Source organism: Georhizobium sp. MAB10 (genome assembly GCF_045012825.1).
In the GTDB taxonomy this organism is placed as follows: Bacteria; Pseudomonadota; Alphaproteobacteria; order Rhizobiales; family Rhizobiaceae; genus Georhizobium; species Georhizobium profundi.
The window spans coordinates 3174841-3194956 of sequence record NZ_CP118314.1; the positions used below are offsets into that span (position 1 = coordinate 3174841).

The following is a 20116-nucleotide window of genomic DNA, read 5'->3' on the forward strand; positions in this document are numbered from 1 at the left end:
AGGCCTATCGCCGGAACAGGAAGACCGCAACGGTCGAAGCGCCGATGAAGACCGCGAGAATGCCCGCCGGCAGCTCGGTGGGCGCGAAGATGATTCGGCCGACCCAATCCGAAAAGGCCACAAGCGCCGAGCCGATGAGCGCTGCCGCGATTACCTGATGGCGTCCGCGCCGCAGGCCAGCGAGGTTCGCGACATGGGGTGCGAGCAGGCCGACAAAGCTCATCGGCCCGATGACGAGCGCGGCGGCACCCGTCACGATCGCCGCAACAATCAGGATGGTGAAGCGAACGGCGCGGATAGGCAGACCGAGACCGCGCGCCGCCTCGTCGCCGAGCGGCAGGATGTCGAGCCAGCGCGAGAACGGCAGCACCGCGGCGAGGCTCGCAATCGAGATCAAGGCAACGGTGAGAGCCAGCTCCATCGTCGCGCGATAGGTCGAGCCACCCCTCCAGGCCAGCACCTGTGACGAACGCGGGTCACCGAGCGCCAGGAAGAGGAGCACGACGCCGTCGAGCAGAGCGGTCACCGCGATGCCGATCAGCAGCAGGCGTTCTGCCTGGAAGCCGCGTCGGCCTCCCAGCACCATCAGAAGCGCCATGACGGTCAACGCTCCACCGATCGCTCCAAGCAGCTGCAGACCGACGCCGGCGGTCGACGACAGAAGCAGCGAAACGATGAGGCCGACGGCTACACCGCCGCCAACGCCCAGAATTTCGGGGCTCGCCATCTGGTTGGCGAACAATCGCTGCACAAGCGTTCCGGCAACGCCGATGCCGAGACCGGCAGCCGCCGCAGCGACGACGCGCGGCAGGCGCCATTCCATGGCCCCTGCCCCGACATCGAAGCCGAAGGTGAGCCCTTCCGGACCGCGGCCAACCAGCAAGGCAGCGCCGAGCACCACTACGAGGACCAGCGCCGCCACCATCAGGGCCTGTATGGGCCGCGCCGATACGGCGGAGGTCACGAAGGCGACGCGGCCGCTGCCCTCAAGCGCTATGGCCGGCAGCCGGCTCAGGAGCCAGATCATGATCGGGGCACCGATCAACGCCGTCACGGCGCCGGTCGGCAGCAAGGCCGATTGTCCGGGCGTTGCAAGCTGGATAGCCTGATCGATCACGAGCACGAGCAGAGCGCCGGCAATCGGCGCGCCGATCAGCCGCGACGACAGGCGTTCGGCACCGGCAAGGCGCGCCAGATGGGGAGCTGCGAGGCTGATGAAGGCAATCACGCCGACGCTTGCCACGACGCTGGCCGAGAGAAATACCGCCACGCCGAGCAGCAGCGGGCGGGCGAATTTCAACGACACGCCGAGGCCACGCGCTGCATCGTCGCCGAAGCCGAGCAGCAGCAAGGCGCGCGACAGCAGCGCAACGATCAGGACGCAGGCGGCGAGCCTTGGCACGAGAAAGCCGACCGAGCTCCAGCCATCCTGCGCCAGCGATCCGGCCCCCCAGATGAAAAGCGAGGTCAGATATTCCTGATTGAGAAGCATCAGGAGGCTCGAGACCGCGCCGAGCGCGAAGCTGACAACGAAGCCGGTGAGAATAAGCGTCAGCGGATCGCCACGATGGCGTCTTGCGATCAGCGCGATCAGGCCCCAGGCCGAGAATGCACCGGCGACCGCGAAGAGTTCCGGATGCACCGATTGCAGCGTTGGCGCGAGCAGAAGCCCGAGCGTCAGCGCCAGATGCGCGCCGGCGCTGACGCCCAATGTTTCAGAAGCTGCCAGCGGATTTTGCAGGACCTGCTGGAAGATGACGCCGGCCAGTCCCAGTGCCGCACCGGCCAGGAGTGCCGTCAGCAGACGCGGCCAGTAGGCGTAATTGAGGATCAGGCCGTCGGTCGGCGGCAGCGCCTCTCCACCAAACAGACCGGATAGGCCAGTCGTGGGCAGCAGCCGGTCGAGATTGAGCAGGACAAGGGCTGCGACCAGCACTGTGCCTGCGCCGAGCAGGACGAAGCCGGTCCGCGAGATGAAGGGATCAGAGCGCATTGGCGCGCTCCAGGAAGTCGGCTTCGTTGAGAAGCAGATCGGCGAAGCGGCCTGCCGATGGCAATGCGCCGAACTGCCAGACGGGCGGGATCAGGCGATAATTGCCGGGAGCGAAGGCGGGGAGCTTGCCGAGCAGGCTACGCCTTTCAGGATCTTCGAGCTTCAGCCGCACCGATTCCGGGATCGGCTCGACGATCAGCATCGCCGTGTCGTCCATGCGGGCCAAGTTCTCGATGGAGGCCATCGCGAAGCCCCAGAAGTTGCCAGCCTCGGTCCATGCGTTGGAAAGCCCAGCACGCGCCATCACATCGTCGAAAAGGCTGCCCCTGGTGAAGACGCGCACGTGGCGGTCGTCCATGAAGCTCACCATCAGCACGGACTTCGTTGCCCGACCGGCAATGCGCTCCTCAAGCCCTGCAATCCGGCGATCGGTGTCGGCGATCAATTCTGCCGCGGCCTCCTCGCGGCCCGTCATCTCGCCCAGCTCACGGGCGGCCGCCACTGCATGGTCGAACGGCGTCAACTCACTCGTGTAGATATCGAGCGAGCGGGTCGGCGCAATGCGGCTGAGGATAGGATTGATCGCTGCGAACTGGCTGGTGACTGCGATGACATCCGGCTTTGCGGCTGCCAGGAACTCCAGGCTTGGCGTGACGCGCAGGCCGAGCTCGGCAGTCTCCGGCGGCATGGGTGGGGTCTTCACCCATGCATCGTAGCCGGCCATTTCGGGCAGGCCGCTTGGCGGCGCGCCGATGGCGGCGAGGGTTTCGGCAAGGCCCCAGTCGACTGCGATCACACGTGGCGCGGCCGTCTGGGCAGCTGCCGCCACGATCGGCGAGGCGAGCAGAAGCGCCAGCAGCCAAGCCGCTCGTCTCATCGGATGAACCCGATGGGTCGCCCGGTTGTCGGATGCGGCATCGTCGACATGTCGATGTCGTAGACAGCGCTCAGAATTTCCGGTGTGATGATTTCGGCCGGCGTGCCGCTGGCGATGAGCTTGCCGTTCTTCATGGCAAGCACCTCGTCGCAGAAGGTGGCGGCGATGTTGATGTCGTGGAAGGCCATGACGATGCCCAACCGGCGCGCGCGGGCAACGCCGCGCAGAAGCTCGAGCAGGTGCGCCTGATGGGCGATATCGAGCGCGGCTGTCGGTTCGTCGAGCAGCAAGAACCGGCCGGCCTGCGCCACCATCATCGCCACCCAGACGCGCTGGCGCTCGCCGCCCGACAGCGTATCGACGAGCCTGTCGGCAAAATCCGCCACGTCGGCAACGCGCATCGCCTCCTCGATGGCGGATTGATCTGCCGAGGATTTGCGGCGGAAGGGTCCGTGCCACGGGTAACGCCCGAGCGCGACCAGATCCTTCACGCACAATTGCTGGCTGGAGGGCAGCTGCTGCGGCATGTGGGCGACGCTGCAGGCGAAGGCACGCGCCGCCCAATCGGCGAGCGGGCGCCCTTCATAGTGGACCCTGCCCTCGCTCGGCTCATGATGGCGGGCCAGAATGCGCACGAGGGAAGTCTTGCCCGCGCCGTTCGGGCCAATCAGGCCATAGATGCGGTTGGCTTCGAACCGCTTCGTTATGCCGGACAGAATCCGCGCCGAGTCGATCGTGAGGCCGACATTGTCCAACGTGAAGCTCGCAGCGTCGAGCGCTACGGGCTCCCCTGTCAACGGCGAGGCGGAAAGGACCGTCATCGCGCGATCACCAGCGGTAGCTCAACGTCAGGCCGACCTCGCGGCCTTCGCCGTAGAAACATGCCGTTGGGCTGCTGCAGCCAGCGACATAGGTTTCATCGAAGAGGTTGGAAACGTTAAGCGCTGCCGCGAACGCATCCTTCTCGTAGCGCAAAGCGGCATCGACGAGCACGGTGTCGCCGACCTCGAGCGTGTTGGCCGTATCGGCATAGGAGCGTCCGACATAGCGCACGCCACCGCCGACACTGACGCCTTCGAGCGCGCCCTGCGGAACCGTATAATCCAGCCAGAGCGATGCGAACTGCTCGGGAGCGGCTGTCGGCGCATTGCCGATTTCGACGGGATTGCCATCCTCGATCGTGAGATCATACCAGGTGTAGGAACTGACGAATTTCAGGTCCGGCGTGATCTGGCCAACGGCCTCGAGCTCGAACCCTTGAGAATTTACGGCACCGATCTGACGATTGAAGTTGATGCCGTCCGACGTCACGACATTTTCGCGCGTCAGGTCGAAGACGGACAGGCCGATATAACCGCCGCCCAGGAAGGCGGGCTGGTACTTGACGCCGGCTTCGTACTGGATGCCGGTTTCGGGATCGAACGCGTCGCCCGAGATGCTGTCGGTACCGATGACGGGCAGGAACGAGCGCGACACGCTGACATAGGGCGAGATGCCGTTGTCGAAGCCGTACATCAGCCCCGCACGGCCTGAGAGCGCTTCGGAGGATTGGGAACTGTCGGCACCGATATTGTTGTCGATATCGGTATCGACGAAATCGGACCGGCCGGACAGGACGAGGTCCCAGTTTCCGTATTCGATCTGATCCTGCACGTAGAGGCCGAGCTGCTGCTGGACCGTGCTCTGGTCGCTGTAGCGTGTCGTCGGTGCCGTGATTCCCGCATAGACCGGGTTGAGGAGATCGAGCGACGGGGCGAAGTCGAAACCGGCCTCGTCGTCGAGATCGAAATGGGCGTAATCCACCCCGAACAGCAGCGTGTGCGAAAGCGGACCCGTGTCGGCTAGGAATTCCGCCTGGTTGTCGACCGAGAACAGGCCGAGTTGCGGCGTCGTGATGAAGTTGAAGCGCGCCAGATCGGCGTTCGTGGCGGTGGGCGACCCGGCCGCGTAACCAACGCCATAGACATTGTTGAAGTCGATGTCGAGATGCGCGTAGCGCAGGTTCTGACGCACCGTCACCCGGTCGTTGAAGCGATGCTCGAATTCGTACCCCGCCATGGCCTGGGTCCGCTTGAACGCATCGTATCCGGGCTCCGAGGTGAAGGTTTCCGGGTCGATCCGGCCGAAGGGCGCGTCGACCTCGGTGCCGACATAGGGCAGGAAGTTCTGGCCATTGGTGCTGAAGGCCTGAACATTGGCGTAGAGTTCGAGCGTCGTATCCTCGCTCGGCGTCCAGGTGAGCGACGGCATGATGGCGAAGCCATCGTCGTCGATGAAATCATATTCGGTGTCGCCGGCATTGCCCGAAGCCACAAAGCGCCAGGCCCAGTCACCGGAGCGCCCGGCAACGCCTTGCGCGTCGATGCCGAAGATCCCGCGGCCATGCTCGTTGATGCCGGTCGTGATCTCTCCGCCGGTCTCGCCCGTCGGGCGCTTGGTGACCATGTTGATGAGGCCGCCAGGGTTGGACGAGCCGTAGAGCGAAGAGGACGGGCCGCGCAGCACGTCGATACGCTCGAGCAGATAGGGGTTCATCTTCCAAGTGGCGAAACTGTCGCTGGATTTCAGCGCGAGGCCGTCGACGAAATAGCTGCTCACCTGGGAGGTAAAGCCGCGCAGCAGGAACCAGTCGTTACGGGCATCATTCCCGAATGTTTCGGAACGAATGCCCGGTGAATAGCGCGTCGCTTCGGTGACCGTGCGGGCCGCCGTGTCGGAGATGAAGTCGGCGCCCACGACGCTGACGGCCTGCGGCGTTTCGATGATCGGGCGACCGCCCTTGGTGGCGCTGACGCTCGCCTCGGCGGCATAACCTTCGAACGGCCCCTGCCCGTCGTCGAAGACGCCCTGCACTTCGATCGATTCCAATTCAGTCGGCGTTTGCGCAAGCGCTGACACCGGGAGGCAGACGCCGGCAAGAAGCGCCACTCGAAGCAATGTTTGGAAGGACGTTGCGGCCATCATTTTCCCCTGGCGATTTGGCCGCCACCGCCAAGGGCATGTGAAATGATGCCCCCGATGGCCTAGCCAAGGGGCGCGATATTAAAGTTGATGATCAGAGTCAACTTAAAACTTGAACTCTCTACTCCAGAATGGGTTCAGCCGCCGAAGACATGGGCTGCGACGAAAACCCAGAAGAGCGTCGACAAAACCGCCAGCGGCGTCGACATGGTCATGGCCGTCGAGGCGAGGCGCTGGCCGGTGTTGAACTTGTTGGCGATCAGCCAGGAATTGACGCCTGCGGGCATCGAGGCCGAAACGACGGCGACCTGTGCGGTCAGCGGTGGCAAATTCAGGATGAGCGCCATGACGAGGACAACCGTTGGCATGACCATCAGCTTGAGGAAGGTCAGCGCTGCGGCGGGCATCAGATGTCCGGCAAGTCCGAAATTGCGCAGGCTCATGCCCATGGCGAAAAGCGCCAGGGGGGCTGCGATATCGGCGAGGCTGTTGACGAGACGGCTGCCGAGCGAAGGCAGTTCGAGGCCGATCAGGCGCCCGATCAGCCCGCAGAGAATGCCGACGATCAGCGGGTTTCGGATGAGTTGCAGGCCGAAGCTGCGCACGAAAGCGACGATCCCGATCGAGCCCTTCGACACTCCATCCTTGTGCTGCGCCCATTCGAACAACAACATCGACACAGCCATCAGGATCACCAGATGGATGGAGATGATCAGGCTCAGCAACAAGAGGCCGTCGGGCCCGTAGATGCCGGCGATCAGCGGGAGGCCAAGAAGGACCAGATTGGCAAAGGCGGATGTCACGCCGGCCACGACGCCTGCCCGTGCGTCTCGCCCGAACACCTGACGGATGGTGATGTGCCCAAGCGTCCAGGTGACGGCAATTCCTGAGAAATAGGCGATCCACAGCCCCCAGGGCAGACCGGAACCGAAGTCGGCTGCGAGCAGCGTTCTGAAGAGAAGCATCGGCAGAGCGACGGAGACGACGAAGGTGCTGAGCCCCTCGCCCGTCTGAGCTTTCAAAAGGCCGAGGGCGGCCGCACCATATCCGATGACGATCAGGGCGAAGATGAAAAGGATCGTCTCGACGAAGGGCGGCATGACAAACTTTTGGGAGGTGGGGCGGCAAAGGCGATTGTGCCAGCGATAGGGGGCAAAGCTTGCTTACGCCCGCAATTTGCGCCTGTACACCCTTGCTGCCAGGCAATCACGCGACTGACCCCGACGAAGATTGCAGCAGCCTCGAAGGCATGGCAAACGCTAACCCGACGCAGCTGCCTTCCTGGACGCCTCTCGGCTCCAGCAATCCCAGGACCATCTCCTTTGACCGAACTTATAGGCCTGTTCTTTTCCGCCATGGTTTCGGCAAGCATCTTGCCCGGAACTTCCGAGGCTGTGCTCATCTATCTCATCAGCACCGGGACGACCGCGATCTGGGTGCTCGTGGCAGTGGCGACGGTCGGCAACGTGGCGGGATCGATCATCAACTGGATCCTCGGTCTCTATGTGGAGCGCTTTGGCGATCGGAAGTGGTTCCCGGTTTCGCCCGACAAGCTCGACAAGGCGCAACGCTGGTTCAGCCGATACGGGGTCTATGCACTCCTGTTTTCATGGGTGCCGCTGTTCGGCGACGCGCTGACGCTTTTTGCCGGCGTGATGAAAACCAAGCTGCTCACATTCATCATTCTCGTGGCGATCGGCAAAGGTGCACGCTACATCGTCATCGCCTACACGACCTCGGCCATTGCGCGCTGAGCCACCGGAGAAGGAGCGCTTCATGGGATTTTCGCGGTTCACGCCACTCGTCGCCGGTCTTCCGGCAACGATCCCCTTCGTCGGGCCGGAGACCCAGGAGCGTCAACGCGGACGGCCGTTCGATGCGCGCATCGGCGCTAATGAAAGCGCCTTCGGCCCCTCTCCCAAGGTCGTCGAGGCCATGGCTGAAGCGGGCAAGGAAGCCTGGAAATATTGCGATGCGGAGAACTACCAGTTGAAGACCGCGCTGTCGGCGCATCTCGGCGTTCCCTATGACGCAGTCGCAGTCGGCGAAGGGATCGATGGCCTGCTCGGCTTGATCGTGCGGATGATCGTCGAGCCCGGCACGCCGGTGGTGACGTCGCTCGGCGCCTATCCAACCTTCAACTACCATGTTGCCGGGTTTGGCGGGCGGCTCGTTACCGTGCCCTATCGGGACGATCATGAGGACTGGCAAGCACTCGCCGAAACCTGCCGCAGGGAAGACGCACCGCTCGTCTATTTCGCCAACCCGGACAACCCGATGGGCAGCTTCGTCGATGCCGGCCAGGTGGCAGCGTTCGTCGATGCCGTTCCGGAGACGACGATGGTGGTGCTGGACGAAGCCTATGGCGAAACCGCGCCTGTTGGTACGCTACCCGCGGCAGATGCCTTTCTCGACCGGCCGAACGTGATCCGCACGCGCACCTTCTCGAAAGCCTATGGACTGGCAGGAATGCGGGTCGGCTACGCGATCGGAGCGCCGGATACGATCCGCACCTTCGACAAGATCCGCAATCATTTCGGCGTCAACCGCCAGGGGCAGATCGCGGCGCAGGCAGCACTCGCCGACCAGACGCATCTTAAGAGCGTCGTCGATGCTGTCGCCGAAGCGCGTGAACGGATCGCGGAGATCGCTCGCGACAATGGTTTGACGCCACTGCCCTCGGCGACGAACTTCGTCACCATCGACTGCGGCCAGGACGGCGTGTTCGCGAAGAACGTGCTGACCGCGCTGGTCGAAAGCGGTGTGTTCGTCCGCATGCCCGGCGTCGCACCGCTGAACCGGTGCATACGCGTCAGCGCGGCGCCAAAGGCCGAGCTCGATGTCTTTGCAGAACGGCTGCCAGCGGCGTTGAAGGCCGCCCGCGGCTGAGGGACATCTCCGGCCGCGCCCTTCTTGCGGAGCGTCTTGCCGGTCCCTCAGCGATCGATCAGTGCATCGTCATCCATTCGCGGGCAGCGCGCAGCGCTGCAGCAAGTTCGCTCTTCGACATCGTCGCGGCAACGTCGGCGCGCAATTCGGCGGCGCGGTCGGAGCCCTTGATGGCGGCGATGTTCAGCCATTTGTGGGCCGCGACCAGATCCTGACCGCATTCGCGGCCGGTCGCATACATCAGGCCCATTTCGCAGAAGACGTCTGCATTGGTCTTGCCGCCCTGGGCGGAAACTTCGTGATCCAGAATGTCAAAGCGAGCCATATCTCATATCCCCGTTCGAATTCGTTTTCTTCGTTGTCCCTGTCGCACTCTTTCCGAGAGCGTCTTTTGCTTTTCTTTTTGTTGCCCGGTGCCGGTTTTCCGGTCTTTCCGGGGTGTCAGCGCCGTCTTGCCGCGGCGTCTCCCTGATGTGACCTACTATGCCCGGAAGGCTTGAAACCGCCGTTAAAAGGCGTGCTTAACTGGAGACAAACAAAGTTCAAATGCTTGGTAAATTTGGGTTTTTGTTAAACATCGCACCCGCTGCGGCGCGGCGCTTTTGAGATAAATTTTAGAGGATGTTTACCGAGCGATTTTCACCGGCTGCTAACCACGAAAAACGGCGGCGATTCTTATCGGCACGCGGACTCGCTCTGCCGGACAGGAATTTCCACGGCGAGATGCGCACGCAGAGCGCCAATTCTGTTTACGCTTACGTGCGCGTCATCTATAAGAGGGCACGGTCGCCCGGGAGGCTTCGGCGATCGCTCTCGAGGAGGAGACAATCGATGATGATGCGCGCAGTCATTCTGGCAGGCGTGATGAGTTTTGGCCTTGCGGCTCAGGCGAATGCCGCCGAGCCGATCGAAGGCACGTGGCTGCGTCCGTCCACGGGCACGCTCGTGACTTTCGCGCCGTGCAGCGACGGCTTCTGCGGAACCGTCCAGAACGGCGAGTTCCAGGGCCAGCAGATCGGTGCGATGGCCGGTTCGGGCACCAACTATTCCGGCTCGATCACGGATCTAGCCGAAGACAAGACTTACAGGGGCAAGGCGGCTGTCGACGGCAACAATATGCGCCTCGAAGGCTGTGTACTCGCGGTTCTGTGCCGCGGCGAGACCTGGCAGCGCCAGTAGATCGTACCAAGTTCTGACATTAGCCGCCGTGGCATCCGCTCCGGCGGCTTTTTTGCGTGCGCAGAAAAGCCGACCGAAGCCGGCATGGGTGACCCTAAAGGGTGGGCGCTCGATCTCTCTGGTCGGAATTTGAGAGGCAGTATAGAGCGAATGGATCGCCTCGCGATTCGCGCTGCCACCCTTCCTTCCGGGGATCCTCGATGACCTACGCCGCCATCATGCCGATCGTGCTTCTCGCGCTGTCGAACGTCTTCATGACGTTCGCCTGGTACGGACATCTGAAATTCGAGAACAAGGCCCTCTGGATCGTGATCCTGGCCAGTTGGGGGATCGCCTTCTTCGAATACTGTCTTGCCGTGCCGGCAAACCGCATCGGACATCAGGTGTATTCGGCAGCCGAGCTGAAGACGATGCAGGAAGTGATCACGCTCGTGATCTTTGCCTTCTTCTCGGTCTATTTCCTCGGCGAGAAGCTGACCATCAACCACCTCGTCGGCTTTGCGATGATCGCCGGCGGCGCCTTCTTCGTGTTCAAGGCGCCGCTCGGCTAGATCACTCAGCGCGCGCGCTGGCCGAAGAGCACCTTCTTCGCCTCATCGTCATTGGCGATGTTGCGGCGGTGCTCCTCTCCCACCTTGAGGCCACGCTCAACTGCGGGACGGGCCAGCAGCGTTTCGAACCAGCGCTTCAGATGGGGGAAGTCGTTCAGATCCTGGCCCTGATTGGCGTGGGGCTTGACCCACCCGACGCAGGCCATGTCGGCGATCGAATACGCGCCCGCTAGAAACTCACGGTCCGCCAGGCGCCTGTTCATGACGCCGTAGAGGCGGTTCACCTCGTTGGTATAGCGATCGATGGCGTAGGGCACCTTCTCCGGCGCGTACTGGCGGAAATGATGGGCCTGGCCGGCCATCGGCCCCAGACCGCCCATCTGCCAGAACAGCCATTGGTCAACCTCGACACGTGCGCGCTCGTCTCTTGGGTAGAACTGCCCCGTCTTGCGGCCCAGATACTGAAGGATCGCGCCAGATTCGAACACTGAAATGGGCTGCCCACCGGGACCATCCGGATCGACGATCGCGGGCATACGGTTGTTCGGCGCGATCTTCAGGAACTCGGGCTCAAACTGCTCGCCCTTGCCGATATTGACGTATTTGACGTCGTAGGGAAGACCCACCTCCTCAAGGAAAATCGTGACTTTCCAGCCATTTGGTGTCGGCCAGTAATGCAGTTCGATAGGCCTGTCGTTCATCTTGGGAGCCTCCTGTTGCGTTGGCATCAAGGTAGGTTCGGTATTCGGCCATGCAAGCGGACGAAGCCGATTGTCTGAACGCTGGATGAACGCGAGCCTCAGACCGCATTCAGAAGCTCTTTCTTATAAAGGCGACACGATCAGCGGATGGGCCGCTGGCTTGAGAGGAGAGACAGTCATGATCGCCAGGTCCAAGCGAGGCATCGCGACTGCTCTGCGCATCTGCCTCCTCACAGCCACCTTCGTCGGGCCGATGGGCGCCTTTGCGATGGCCAATGCCGGTGCTGAAAACAACATCAGCGGCGCCGGTCTCGTGCTCTATGTCAGCCTGCAGCGGGCCGGCTGACACGCAAGATCGGCGTCAAACGGCAGGCTGCGGTTCCGACAGAAGCCCAACAGATGCGTGATCTTCTTCCGCGCCTTCGACAGCCGCTCTCGCCTCAGCTTTCTTCGACACCTCGGCAAGCGGTTTCAGCGCTGCCACAACCTCCACGATCGTCGTGCAGACAGCGTCGGGACGGATCGCGTCCTCGATCTTCGCCAACGCGTCCCGGCCGCCTGTCGCACCCCAAAATGCGATGATGATTGTCAGTTTGGGGCTCTGGCGGCGCAGGCGACGCACCAGATAGCGGGCGTGTGCGATGGATTCGCTGTTCAGATACCCCACCACGATCGTACCGATATCGTCGAAATCGAAACTGCGAAGCTGGGTCGGCTGGAGCATCTCGTGCGGCACGTCCAGGGCGTGGATCGAAGCATGTTCCAGCGCATCGCGCAGCATTAAGGCTGCCGCATCGTCGAGATTGCCGCGAGCACCCGCGCAGACGATGCGTCCCGGTTTCAGCTTCAAATCCGCGCCTGCGCGGTGCTGCAAATATGTCTCGTCCGCGCTCTCGGCAGCGTCCACGTCCTCATGTTCCGACAGGTTGTCGACCAGTTCCACGGCGCTTGTTGCGACCATTTCGCGATGAGCATCGTCCAGAACACCGCGCGAGCGGTCATGCTCGACCAGAACGAGCGCCGGGATGGCAACATCGTCGTAAAATGAGCGGATCGGACGCTCGCGCAGATAAATCTCCGCCTGTTCCGTCGCTTCGTCCGGATCGCCGGCCAGCAAGCGCTGATAGAGCCGCTCGTGCGGGGCGAGGACCGGCTCGTTGCCGAGGAGAATGTCGAGAAATTCGAATTGCTGAACGTGGCGCCCAAGCACGACGAAGCAAACCGTCAGGGGTGTGGAAAGAAGCAGGCCGATGGGCCCCCAGAGCCACGTCCAGAAGATCGCTGCAAGAATGATGGCGACCGGTGAGAGGCCTGTGCGCGACCCGTAAAGCCACGGCTCGATCAGGTTGTTGGATATCAGTTCCAGCGTGATGAGCAATGCCGCGGTATAAAACAGCATCGTCCAGCCCGGATCGACCGCGATCGCCAGTGCCAGCGGGAAGAACGCGGCAATGATCGGACCGACATAAGGAACGAAGCGGAGCACGAGGGCGAGCAAGCCCCACAGGAGCGCGTTCGGCACGCCGATGAACCAGAGACCTGCGGCAACCGGGATGGCGTAGGTGACGTTCACGACCAGTTGCATCAACAGGTACTGGCCGACGCGTCGCCCGGCATCCTGCAAGGCGCTGGTGGTCTTATGGATATCGGTCGATCCCGCGAGGCGGATGAACCTATCCCGCAAATCTTCCCGTCGCAGAAGCATGAAGATCACGAACACGATCACGATGCCGCCTGTGGCCAGCGGCTCGATCAGCGGGACGACGAATGTCTGCAGCATCTCCAGCGGGGTAAGAGGCGCTTCCTCGATCCGCACCGTCATCGGCGACGGTTCGCCGGACGCTTGCGCATTCTCCGCATCGTTCTGCTCAGTCTCCCGGATTTCCGCCTCGATTGCTTCCAGCATGGCTGCGGCGCGGTCGAAGGAGCCACTAGCCAACTGCGTTTCGCGCAGGTCGCGGATCTTGTTCTGGATGTTGAACTGATAGGAAGGCAGGTTCGACGAAAGCACGCTCACCTGATTGGCGACGACGACGCCGAAGCAGAAGATCGTGAACATCGCCATGATGACGACCGTGACGACCGAAATGGATCTCGGGATCCGCCAGCGCCGCAGCAGCGAAACGATGGGCGAAAGAAGAAAGGTCAGAAGGACGGCCAAGGCGATCGGCACGAATACATCCCGACCGAAATAGAGCGCCGTGACGGCTGCGATCGCGGCGATCAGCGACTGCGGGCCGAAGGGGGCGGCCTGGCGAACAGCCGTTCCTGCTGGTGTGACTTTAGGAGTTAAAGCGCCGCCGGCGATGGCTGCGCTTCGCTTGCTGTCCTGCTGCGGCATGAATTCCACCACGCTCGCACCCAATTCGATGCCTCACCGCGAGCGACGGTCAGACAGGACCAGAACGGGGCCTGCCTCGATTGGTTCCTTAGGGCGATCTCATGAAAAGAAAAGGCGGCCATCAGGCCGCCTTTTCCCTCCCCCGATCCACGCTTTTAAAGCGGGGCTCTCGAACGATGCGATCAGAACTCTTCCCAGTCCGAGGCTTTCAGCGCCGCATTGCCTTCACTGCGCGGAGAGAATGCACCGGCAAGCCTGCGGCCAAGCGCGCGGGCCGGCGATTCGGGCCGCTTCGTCGCGCTGTGCTCGGCCGCCGCAACAACGGGCCGCTGCCTTGGCGTCGTCGATCGGCCCTCATGGCCATCCATGCCGCCGATCTTGAACTGCGCGAGCAGCTCGTTGAGCGCCGTCGCCTCACGCGCCAGACTGTGGCTTGCCGCCGTGGACTGTTCCACCATGGCGGCGTTCTGCTGGGTGTTCTGGTCGATCTGGTTCACTGCAGTGTTGATTTCGCCGAGACCGAGCGACTGCTCGCGCGAGGCTTCCACGACCGCAACGACGTGGCGGTTGATCTCCTGCACCTCGACCACGATGGCTTCCAGCGCCTTGCCGGTTTCGCTGACGAGAGATGCCCCTTCCTTGACCTGTGCACCGGAGCTGGTGATCAGGGTCTTGATCTCCTTGGCTGCCTGAGCGGAGCGCTGCGCCAACTCCCGGACCTCCTGGGCGACGACCGCAAAGCCCCTGCCCGCATCGCCTGCCCGTGCGGCTTCGACACCTGCGTTGAGCGCCAGAAGGTTGGTCTGGAAGGCGATGTCGTCGATAACGCCGATGATGCTTCCGATCTTGTCGGACGAAGCTTCGATCGCGCCCATGGCGCCGACGGCCCTGGCGACGATCTCACCGGAACGCTCAGCACCTTCGCGGGTCTTGGCGACGAGATGACCAGCCTCTTCCGCGCGGTGTGTGGCGTCCTTCACCGTCGTCGTCAGCTGCTCGAGCGCTGCTGCGGTTTCCTCGACGGAGGCCGCCTGCTGTTCGGTGCGCTTGGAGAGATCGTCGGCAGCGGCGCGAATTTCTTCCGACCCTGCATAGATGCCGCTTGCATTGCCGCCGACAGCCCGCAGCGCTTCCTCAAGCTTCGCCACGGCCTCGTTGAAATCGAGACGCAAACGATCGAGCTTGCCGGAGAATTCGGTGTCGATGCGATAGGCAACGTCGCCATCCGCCAAGCGGCCGAGCGCTTCGCCGATGGCTGTGATCGCCATTTCGATCTGTGCTGCTTCCCGTGCCTTTTCGGCTTCGCGGGCGATCCGCTCCTTCTCGGTCAGCGAACGGCCGTCCTCTGCCTCCTGCTCCAGACGGATCTTGTCGCGGCCGGCATCGCGGAAGATCGCCACCGATGCCGCCATGTCACCGATCTCGTCCCTGCGGTCGGAGAACGGAATTTCGCTCTGCAGGTCACCTGCAGCGAGCGCGTTCATGGACGCGGTGATGCGGGTGATGGGCTTGGAAATCCGGTTGAGTGCAAGCACGCCCGCCCCGATCGCCAGCAAAATCGACAGGAGGACGGCACCGATTGTGACGATGCGCGCCTGCTCGTAGGCTGCTTCAGCCTCTGCCACGGCGTTCGCGTTCATCTGGTCGTTGAAATCGAGCATGGCGGCGATCCGGCTGTCGATCTCGTTATAGGCGACACGCAGAGAACCCATGAACATGCTCTGGGCGGCGCCTTTCCGGTTCAGGCGCGAACGCTCCAGCATCTCGTTCGCCGAGTCCATGTAGGCGCCCCAAGCCTGTGTGAACTCAGCATGAAGTCCGCGCGAGGTATCCGTCGTCAGATAGGTCAAGTACAGAGCATTCAGCTCATCCAGCCGCTCCATGCGGCGCACGATCCGATCTTCGACTTCAGCCGTCTCTTCCGGGGTGATGGCCATGGTGTGATTTGCGTGCGCCAATCGAATGTCGGCCGTCGCAGCATCGATCTGGTTGATCAGCTGACCGATCTGGACACGACGCTCACTGAATTCCTGTACCTGCTCCCGCAGTGTCGCCACCGCCGAATAGCCCAGTGCGCCCTGAGCGAGCGCGATCAGCGCCATCAGCGCGAAAAGGGCCGGCAGCAGCTGCTTTATCTTTATCTTCGACATTCGTTGTTCCCATGGACATAGCGTCGGTCCCGCGCGAAAGCGGGCCGTTAAACGGTTGTTTGACGATCGTTGATGAGAGTGACGCGCCGAGAGATCATCTCGTCGCAACGCCATGCCGCCGATGGGAGGCGTCCCGGAGAACTGCATCATGCAATCTGGTGGCGAAGTACCAGTCTCCAAGCCATATCATTGGTGGCAGTCGTCTATGAAGAAGGCATTAATTGCGTATCATCAATTCCAGTAGGTGCCCCTTGCGTGGAAAATTAGCGTTGGCGATTTCCCTGTCACGAAGCGATGCCTATAGTAGAGCATGGACAAGAAGACTTTCGACCACACCGACGCCCGCATTTTGTCACCTGACGCTTACGAACCGCGATCATTCTCTGATCCGGATGAAGCGCTGGCAGCCATTTCGGAGCTTTATGCCCGCAACACCGCGTTCCTGACCGACGCGTTCAGAGGCCTGAGTGAAGGCGTTCCGCCCGCTACGCGGTATCGCGCCTACTACCCGCAGGTCAGCCTCTACACGACCTCCTACGGCCATGTTGATTCGCGCCTCTCCTATGGGCATGTGACCCAGCCCGGGCATTACACGACCTCGATCACGCGGCCGGAACTGTTCGCACCCTATCTGAAGGACCAGATCGGGCTCCTCTTGAAGAACCATGGCGTACCGATCGTCGTGTCGGAATCGGATACGCCGATCCCGCTGCATTTCGCTTTCGGCGAAGGCGCCTATGTGGAAGCATCCTTTGCGGAAAACTTCACGGTGCCGCTTCGGGATCTCTTCGATACCCCGGACCTGACGAATACCGATGACGAGATCGCCAATGGCGCCTACGAGCCCGGACCCGGCGAGCCCTCGCCGCTCGCGCCCTTCACCGCGCAGCGCATCGACTACTCGCTAGCGCGGCTGTCACACTACACAGCGACCAATGCCGACCATTTCCAGAATTTCGTCCTGTTCACGAACTACCAGTTCTACGTGGATGAGTTCTGCGCCTTTGCCCGCCGCCTGATGGCGGAAGGCGGCGGTGGCTATGAAGCCTTCGTCGAACCGGGCAACCTGATGACGCCCGCAGGCTCGGACGAGCCGACGGAAGGCGTGGCCGGCGTGCGGCTGCCACAGATGCCGGCCTATCACCTGAAGAAGAAATCCCATGGCGGGATCACCATGGTGAATATCGGTGTCGGGCCATCTAACGCGAAGACCATTACCGATCACATCGCGGTGCTCAGGCCGCATGCGTGGCTGATGCTCGGCCACTGCGCGGGCCTGCGCAACAGCCAGACATTGGGCGACTATGTGCTGGCCCACGCCTATGTGCGCGAAGACCACGTGCTCGACGACGATCTTCCGGTGTGGGTGCCCATTCCGGCGCTTGCCGAAATCCAGGTCGCGCTGCAGGAATCGGTTGCCGAAGTCACAGGGCTGGAAGGGTACGATCTGAAGCGCATCATGCGCACGGGCACGGTTGCCACGATCGACAATCGTAACTGGGAACTGCGCGACCAGCGCGGACCGGTGAAGCGGCTCTCCCAGTCACGCGCGATCGCGCTCGACATGGAATCGGCGACGATCGCGGCAAACGGCTTCCGCTTTCGCGTGCCCTACGGAACGCTGCTTTGTGTCTCGGACAAGCCGCTTCATGGCGAGCTGAAGCTTCCCGGCATGGCAACGGCGTTCTACCGGACGCAGGTGAGCCAGCATCTGGAAATCGGCATCCGCGCGATGGAGAAGCTTGCCGCCATGCCACCCGAGCGTCTGCATTCGCGCAAGCTCAGGAGCTTTTACGAGACTGCTTTCCAGTAGATGCGCCCTTCGCGTCCAAAGCTGTCTGGCTGGGCGCGAGGATCTTCAGCTCGCCCGGGTGGAGCAGGATGGTCACGTCTCGCTCCAGCTCCACCAACTCGCCGTCGATGACAGCACGCGCCTTGGAATAGAGCTTGGGGAAATAGAGGTGCACCTTCATGGCGCCGATCTCGTCGATATTCTCATTGTCGCGGAAGCGACGGCGCAGAATGTCGGCCGCAAGACGCGTCATGCCGGCCGTCGATAGCGGCTTGGCGATGTAAATGCCCAACTGGCCGCCTGTCAGCGTGTCCGCATAAAGCAGGGAATCGTTGCCATAGTGATTGTTGGAGACGGCGATCGCGGACACCTTGCGGGTCTCGGACTTGCCATCGATATCGATGGACACCTTGAAGACCGGCGGATCGAGGATGACGCCCATGGCAGCACGGCTCGTCGCGATGATCTTCTGGAAGCGGGACTTGAACGAGTAGCTGTTGCGCAGCCGGACCATGCGGGCCTGCATGCCGATCGAGAACTGGTGCACGAAGGCGCGGCCGTTGGCGCTCGCAATGTCGGCATCCATAATCTCACCGGCCGCCAGGGATTCAAGTGCCTCTTCCAGATCGAGCGGCACCTTCAAGGTTCGCGCAACAAGGTTCATGGTGCCCGCCGGCACCACGCCAAGCGGCATGCCAGCTTTCCAGGCGATACCGGCCGCCGTGGAAATCGTGCCATCACCACCGCCGGCCAAGAGAACATCGACGTCACCCTTGGCCGCGACTGCCTCGAGCTTCCGTTTGATCTGCTTGCCGGTCACGTTTTCGCACGTGAGCGTATGGCCATGCGCTTCGAAGATGCGTGTGGCGGTCTGGCAGAACGCATCCATATCCATCGTGCGGAACGTTCCGCCGTCGCGGTTGAAGACTGCATGCACATTCATGGTCGAGGATCCAATCAGCGGTCGGGACGCGCCTGCCTCATCCATCTGAAAAAAAAGATGGGAGCCAGCTTTGGCCGGCGGGCGCGACACCATATTGGTGCCGCCGCCTAAACGGTCAAGCGAACGAAAAGTTACAGCCTGTTGCTCGAATTCTGATTGAGTGTCAGCGGGCCGCGACCCACGCTGCGGCGCCGACCATGGCCGTGGCGGAAAAGCGGTTGACGATTCGCATCGAGCGAGCGCTCGTCAGAAGCTGCCGCGCCCGGGCCGCGAGCACGATATAGAAGCCGAAGACGATGGCGAGAACGGCAAGCGTGATCGCTGACAGCTCCACATAGCCGAGCATCGTGACCGCTTCCAGGTCGATCAGATTGGGCAGGAGCGCCATGTAGAAAACCATGGTCTTCGGATTGCCCAGCGTCACCGCGAGCCCCGCCGAAAACAGCACCAGCGGATGCTCACCGCCCTCTGCGGCGCGCACATTCGTGGGCTTTGGCGCGGACGTCCACATCTTGTAGGCCAGATAGACGAGATAGAGCACGCCCGCCCATTTCACCGCCTGGAAGACCAGCGCGAAGTTTTGGGCCAGCAGCGCCAAACCGCCGATCGCAGCGGAAAGCCACAGCACGTCACCGAAGGCGACCCCCACCGTAAAGATCACCGCACCGCCCGCGCCGGTGCCCAGCACCCGCGCGACGATGGCGGCGATACCGGGGCCCGGCGAAGCAGCGGCCACGAAAAGCGCACCGGCAAAAACGGACAGGGCAGCGAGGTCCATGAAAGGCAATCCACGATCAAATTAGAGGCGTGGACAATACGCCTTAAGCCGCGCCCGGGAAAGCGCATCTACCAACCTCAGTGCAAGATGAAGTCCTGAACGACGGGATGATGGTCCGAGGGCAGTTGGCCATCATAATTGCGCCGGAACACGACACCGCGGCCAACGGGCTCGAAGCGATCGGAATAAAGAAGATGATCGATCGCCGGAAAAGCGCCGATGCCGGTTCCGAAGTGGAAAGTCGGGCCGGTCATCTGTGAGAACGCCAAGCCCGCTCGGCGCAGGATTGCGGCCGTGGGCGAATGGCGCAGCGCGTTGAGGTCCCCGATGACGAGCACCGGCTCGCCGCGGGCGACGGCTGGGGCTATTTCCGTGGCGATCCGGGAAGCGGCTTCCTGTCGCCGGGTGCCGCTTTGATGGTCGAAGTGGAAGTTATGGACGTGGATCGGCGAACCACCCTCCAGCGGCTGGAGGAGCGCCCAGCTTGCATAGCGGTTCTGTCGCCTATCCGCGCGGCGGGGAAATACGGGATCGCCCTGGCCAGGATAGAAATAGAACCCCTCGTCGACCAGCCTGAACCGGTCTTTTCGGTAAAGGATAGGCTGGGTCGACGGCACTCTTTCCGGCGGCCCGATTGCCGCGAAACCATAGGACGGCAAGCGCTCCATCAGGAAGTCTAGCTGCAGATTGTCCTCGTTCAGCGGCCTGCCGTCGAACGTCTCGACTTCCTGCAATGCGAAGATGTCAGCGTCGATCTCGGCGATGGCGGAGACCATGGCCTCACGCCGATCGAGCCACGCTTCAAAACGCGGACCCGACGGGCGGATATAGAGGGCGTTGAGGCTGGCGACGCGCAGGCGGGCGCCATCCACCCGGTCGTTCGATGGCAAGGACATGCAGCCGACGATGATCGCCATTGCAGCAAGAAGTGCCGACAGGCGGACCAGCATCCGCCCGGCGC

At 62.4% G+C, this 20116-nt stretch carries 18 protein-coding genes; 6 read left to right on the forward strand and 12 right to left on the reverse strand.

Going from position 1 to position 20116, the window contains the following annotated elements; genetic code table 11:
• Positions 1-4: 4 nt before the first annotated feature.
• The 5 genes from fhuB to PU133_RS15200 form a co-directional block, all read right to left on the reverse strand.
• Entirely contained in the window at positions 5-1993 is a 1989-nt protein-coding gene (gene fhuB / locus PU133_RS15180) for a Fe(3+)-hydroxamate ABC transporter permease FhuB (protein WP_404862369.1), read from the reverse strand.
• Positions 1983-2870 carry an iron-siderophore ABC transporter substrate-binding protein gene (locus PU133_RS15185; protein WP_404862370.1) on the reverse strand — a complete coding sequence of 296 codons (888 nt, stop codon included), beginning with the start codon at positions 2868-2870 and terminating at the stop codon, positions 1983-1985. The genes fhuB and PU133_RS15185 overlap by 11 nt, the downstream gene beginning before the upstream one ends.
• Positions 2867-3691: an ABC transporter ATP-binding protein gene (locus PU133_RS15190; protein WP_404862371.1), complete on the reverse strand. Its 825-nt coding sequence runs from the start codon at positions 3689-3691 to the stop codon at positions 2867-2869. Before PU133_RS15190 ends, PU133_RS15185 begins: the two co-directional genes overlap by 4 nt.
• A 7-nt stretch (positions 3692-3698) precedes the next feature.
• Entirely contained in the window at positions 3699-5798 is a 2100-nt protein-coding gene (locus PU133_RS15195) for a TonB-dependent siderophore receptor (RefSeq protein ID WP_404862372.1), read from the reverse strand.
• Between the two features lie 170 nt (positions 5799-5968).
• On the reverse strand, positions 5969-6931 hold the full coding sequence (locus tag PU133_RS15200) for an AEC family transporter (RefSeq protein ID WP_404862373.1): 963 nt from the start codon (positions 6929-6931) through the stop codon (positions 5969-5971).
• Between the two features lie 222 nt (positions 6932-7153).
• On the opposite strand from PU133_RS15200, the gene PU133_RS15205 reads away from it, so the two are divergent.
• Together PU133_RS15205 and PU133_RS15210 are read left to right on the forward strand one after the other, a co-directional pair.
• Positions 7154-7585: a YqaA family protein gene (locus PU133_RS15205; RefSeq protein WP_404862374.1), complete on the forward strand. Its 432-nt coding sequence runs from the start codon at positions 7154-7156 to the stop codon at positions 7583-7585.
• Between the two features lie 22 nt (positions 7586-7607).
• A complete protein-coding gene (locus PU133_RS15210) occupies positions 7608-8720 on the forward strand; it encodes a pyridoxal phosphate-dependent aminotransferase (RefSeq protein ID WP_404862375.1) in 1113 nt (370 codons plus the stop codon).
• Positions 8721-8778: 58 nt separating this feature from the next.
• On the opposite strand, the gene PU133_RS15215 is transcribed toward PU133_RS15210, so the two are convergent.
• Complete coding sequence (locus PU133_RS15215) at positions 8779-9045, reverse strand: sel1 repeat family protein (protein WP_126010969.1); 267 nt, start codon at positions 9043-9045, stop codon at positions 8779-8781.
• Positions 9046-9551: 506 nt separating this feature from the next.
• Here PU133_RS15215 and PU133_RS15220 point away from each other — a divergent pair.
• A complete protein-coding gene (locus tag PU133_RS15220) occupies positions 9552-9899 on the forward strand; it encodes a DUF2147 domain-containing protein (RefSeq protein WP_245451326.1) in 348 nt (115 codons plus the stop codon).
• A gap of 200 nt (positions 9900-10099) precedes the next feature.
• Positions 10100-10450, forward strand: a complete 351-nt coding sequence (locus PU133_RS15225; protein WP_126010970.1) for a DMT family protein — start codon at positions 10100-10102, stop codon at positions 10448-10450.
• A 5-nt stretch (positions 10451-10455) separates the two neighbouring features.
• Here PU133_RS15225 and PU133_RS15230 read toward each other — a convergent pair whose 3' ends face one another.
• Entirely contained in the window at positions 10456-11151 is a 696-nt protein-coding gene (locus PU133_RS15230) for a glutathione S-transferase N-terminal domain-containing protein (protein WP_404862376.1), read from the reverse strand.
• 178 nt (positions 11152-11329) lie between these two features.
• On the opposite strand from PU133_RS15230, the gene PU133_RS15235 reads away from it, so the two are divergent.
• Positions 11330-11497, forward strand: coding sequence for a hypothetical protein (locus tag PU133_RS15235; RefSeq protein WP_164527742.1), 168 nt, complete (start codon positions 11330-11332; stop codon positions 11495-11497).
• 15 nt (positions 11498-11512) lie between these two features.
• On the opposite strand, the gene PU133_RS15240 is transcribed toward PU133_RS15235, so the two are convergent.
• Both PU133_RS15240 and PU133_RS15245 read right to left on the reverse strand, forming a co-directional pair.
• Complete coding sequence (locus tag PU133_RS15240) at positions 11513-13516, reverse strand: AI-2E family transporter (protein WP_404862377.1); 2004 nt, start codon at positions 13514-13516, stop codon at positions 11513-11515.
• A 158-nt stretch (positions 13517-13674) separates the two neighbouring features.
• Positions 13675-15642, reverse strand: coding sequence for a methyl-accepting chemotaxis protein (locus tag PU133_RS15245; RefSeq protein WP_404862378.1), 1968 nt, complete (start codon positions 15640-15642; stop codon positions 13675-13677).
• Between the two features lie 310 nt (positions 15643-15952).
• Here PU133_RS15245 and PU133_RS15250 point away from each other — a divergent pair, with 310 nt between their 5' ends.
• A complete protein-coding gene (locus tag PU133_RS15250) occupies positions 15953-17455 on the forward strand; it encodes an AMP nucleosidase (RefSeq protein ID WP_404862379.1) in 1503 nt (500 codons plus the stop codon).
• On the opposite strand, the gene PU133_RS15255 is transcribed toward PU133_RS15250, so the two are convergent.
• The 3 genes from PU133_RS15255 to PU133_RS15265 form a co-directional block, all read right to left on the reverse strand.
• On the reverse strand, positions 17424-18377 hold the full coding sequence (locus PU133_RS15255) for a diacylglycerol kinase family protein (protein ID WP_126010975.1): 954 nt from the start codon (positions 18375-18377) through the stop codon (positions 17424-17426). The genes PU133_RS15250 and PU133_RS15255 overlap by 32 nt on opposite strands.
• Positions 18378-18540: 163 nt before the next feature.
• Positions 18541-19155: a LysE family translocator gene (locus PU133_RS15260; protein WP_404862380.1), complete on the reverse strand. Its 615-nt coding sequence runs from the start codon at positions 19153-19155 to the stop codon at positions 18541-18543.
• A 77-nt stretch (positions 19156-19232) separates the two neighbouring features.
• On the reverse strand, positions 19233-20105 hold the full coding sequence (locus PU133_RS15265; protein ID WP_404862381.1) for an endonuclease/exonuclease/phosphatase family protein: 873 nt from the start codon (positions 20103-20105) through the stop codon (positions 19233-19235).
• Positions 20106-20116 lie beyond the last annotated feature (11 nt).

Coding starts and splice junctions, on each gene's coding strand:
- PU133_RS15215 (WP_126010969.1), bottom strand. CDS start 9,045: ATGGCTCGCTTTGACATTCTGGATCACGAAGTTTCCGCCCAGGGCGGC.
- fhuB (WP_404862369.1), bottom strand. CDS start 1,993: ATGCGCTCTGATCCCTTCATCTCGCGGACCGGCTTCGTCCTGCTCGGC.
- PU133_RS15190 (WP_404862371.1), bottom strand. CDS start 3,691: ATGACGGTCCTTTCCGCCTCGCCGTTGACAGGGGAGCCCGTAGCGCTC.
- PU133_RS15185 (WP_404862370.1), bottom strand. CDS start 2,870: ATGAGACGAGCGGCTTGGCTGCTGGCGCTTCTGCTCGCCTCGCCGATC.
- PU133_RS15220 (WP_245451326.1), top strand. CDS start 9,552: ATGATGATGCGCGCAGTCATTCTGGCAGGCGTGATGAGTTTTGGCCTT.
- PU133_RS15255 (WP_126010975.1), bottom strand. CDS start 18,377: ATGAATGTGCATGCAGTCTTCAACCGCGACGGCGGAACGTTCCGCACG.
- PU133_RS15265 (WP_404862381.1), bottom strand. CDS start 20,105: ATGCTGGTCCGCCTGTCGGCACTTCTTGCTGCAATGGCGATCATCGTC.
- PU133_RS15210 (WP_404862375.1), top strand. CDS start 7,608: ATGGGATTTTCGCGGTTCACGCCACTCGTCGCCGGTCTTCCGGCAACG.
- PU133_RS15245 (WP_404862378.1), bottom strand. CDS start 15,642: ATGTCGAAGATAAAGATAAAGCAGCTGCTGCCGGCCCTTTTCGCGCTG.
- PU133_RS15260 (WP_404862380.1), bottom strand. CDS start 19,155: ATGGACCTCGCTGCCCTGTCCGTTTTTGCCGGTGCGCTTTTCGTGGCC.
- PU133_RS15225 (WP_126010970.1), top strand. CDS start 10,100: ATGACCTACGCCGCCATCATGCCGATCGTGCTTCTCGCGCTGTCGAAC.
- PU133_RS15250 (WP_404862379.1), top strand. CDS start 15,953: ATGGACAAGAAGACTTTCGACCACACCGACGCCCGCATTTTGTCACCT.
- PU133_RS15200 (WP_404862373.1), bottom strand. CDS start 6,931: ATGCCGCCCTTCGTCGAGACGATCCTTTTCATCTTCGCCCTGATCGTC.
- PU133_RS15230 (WP_404862376.1), bottom strand. CDS start 11,151: ATGAACGACAGGCCTATCGAACTGCATTACTGGCCGACACCAAATGGC.
- PU133_RS15235 (WP_164527742.1), top strand. CDS start 11,330: ATGATCGCCAGGTCCAAGCGAGGCATCGCGACTGCTCTGCGCATCTGC.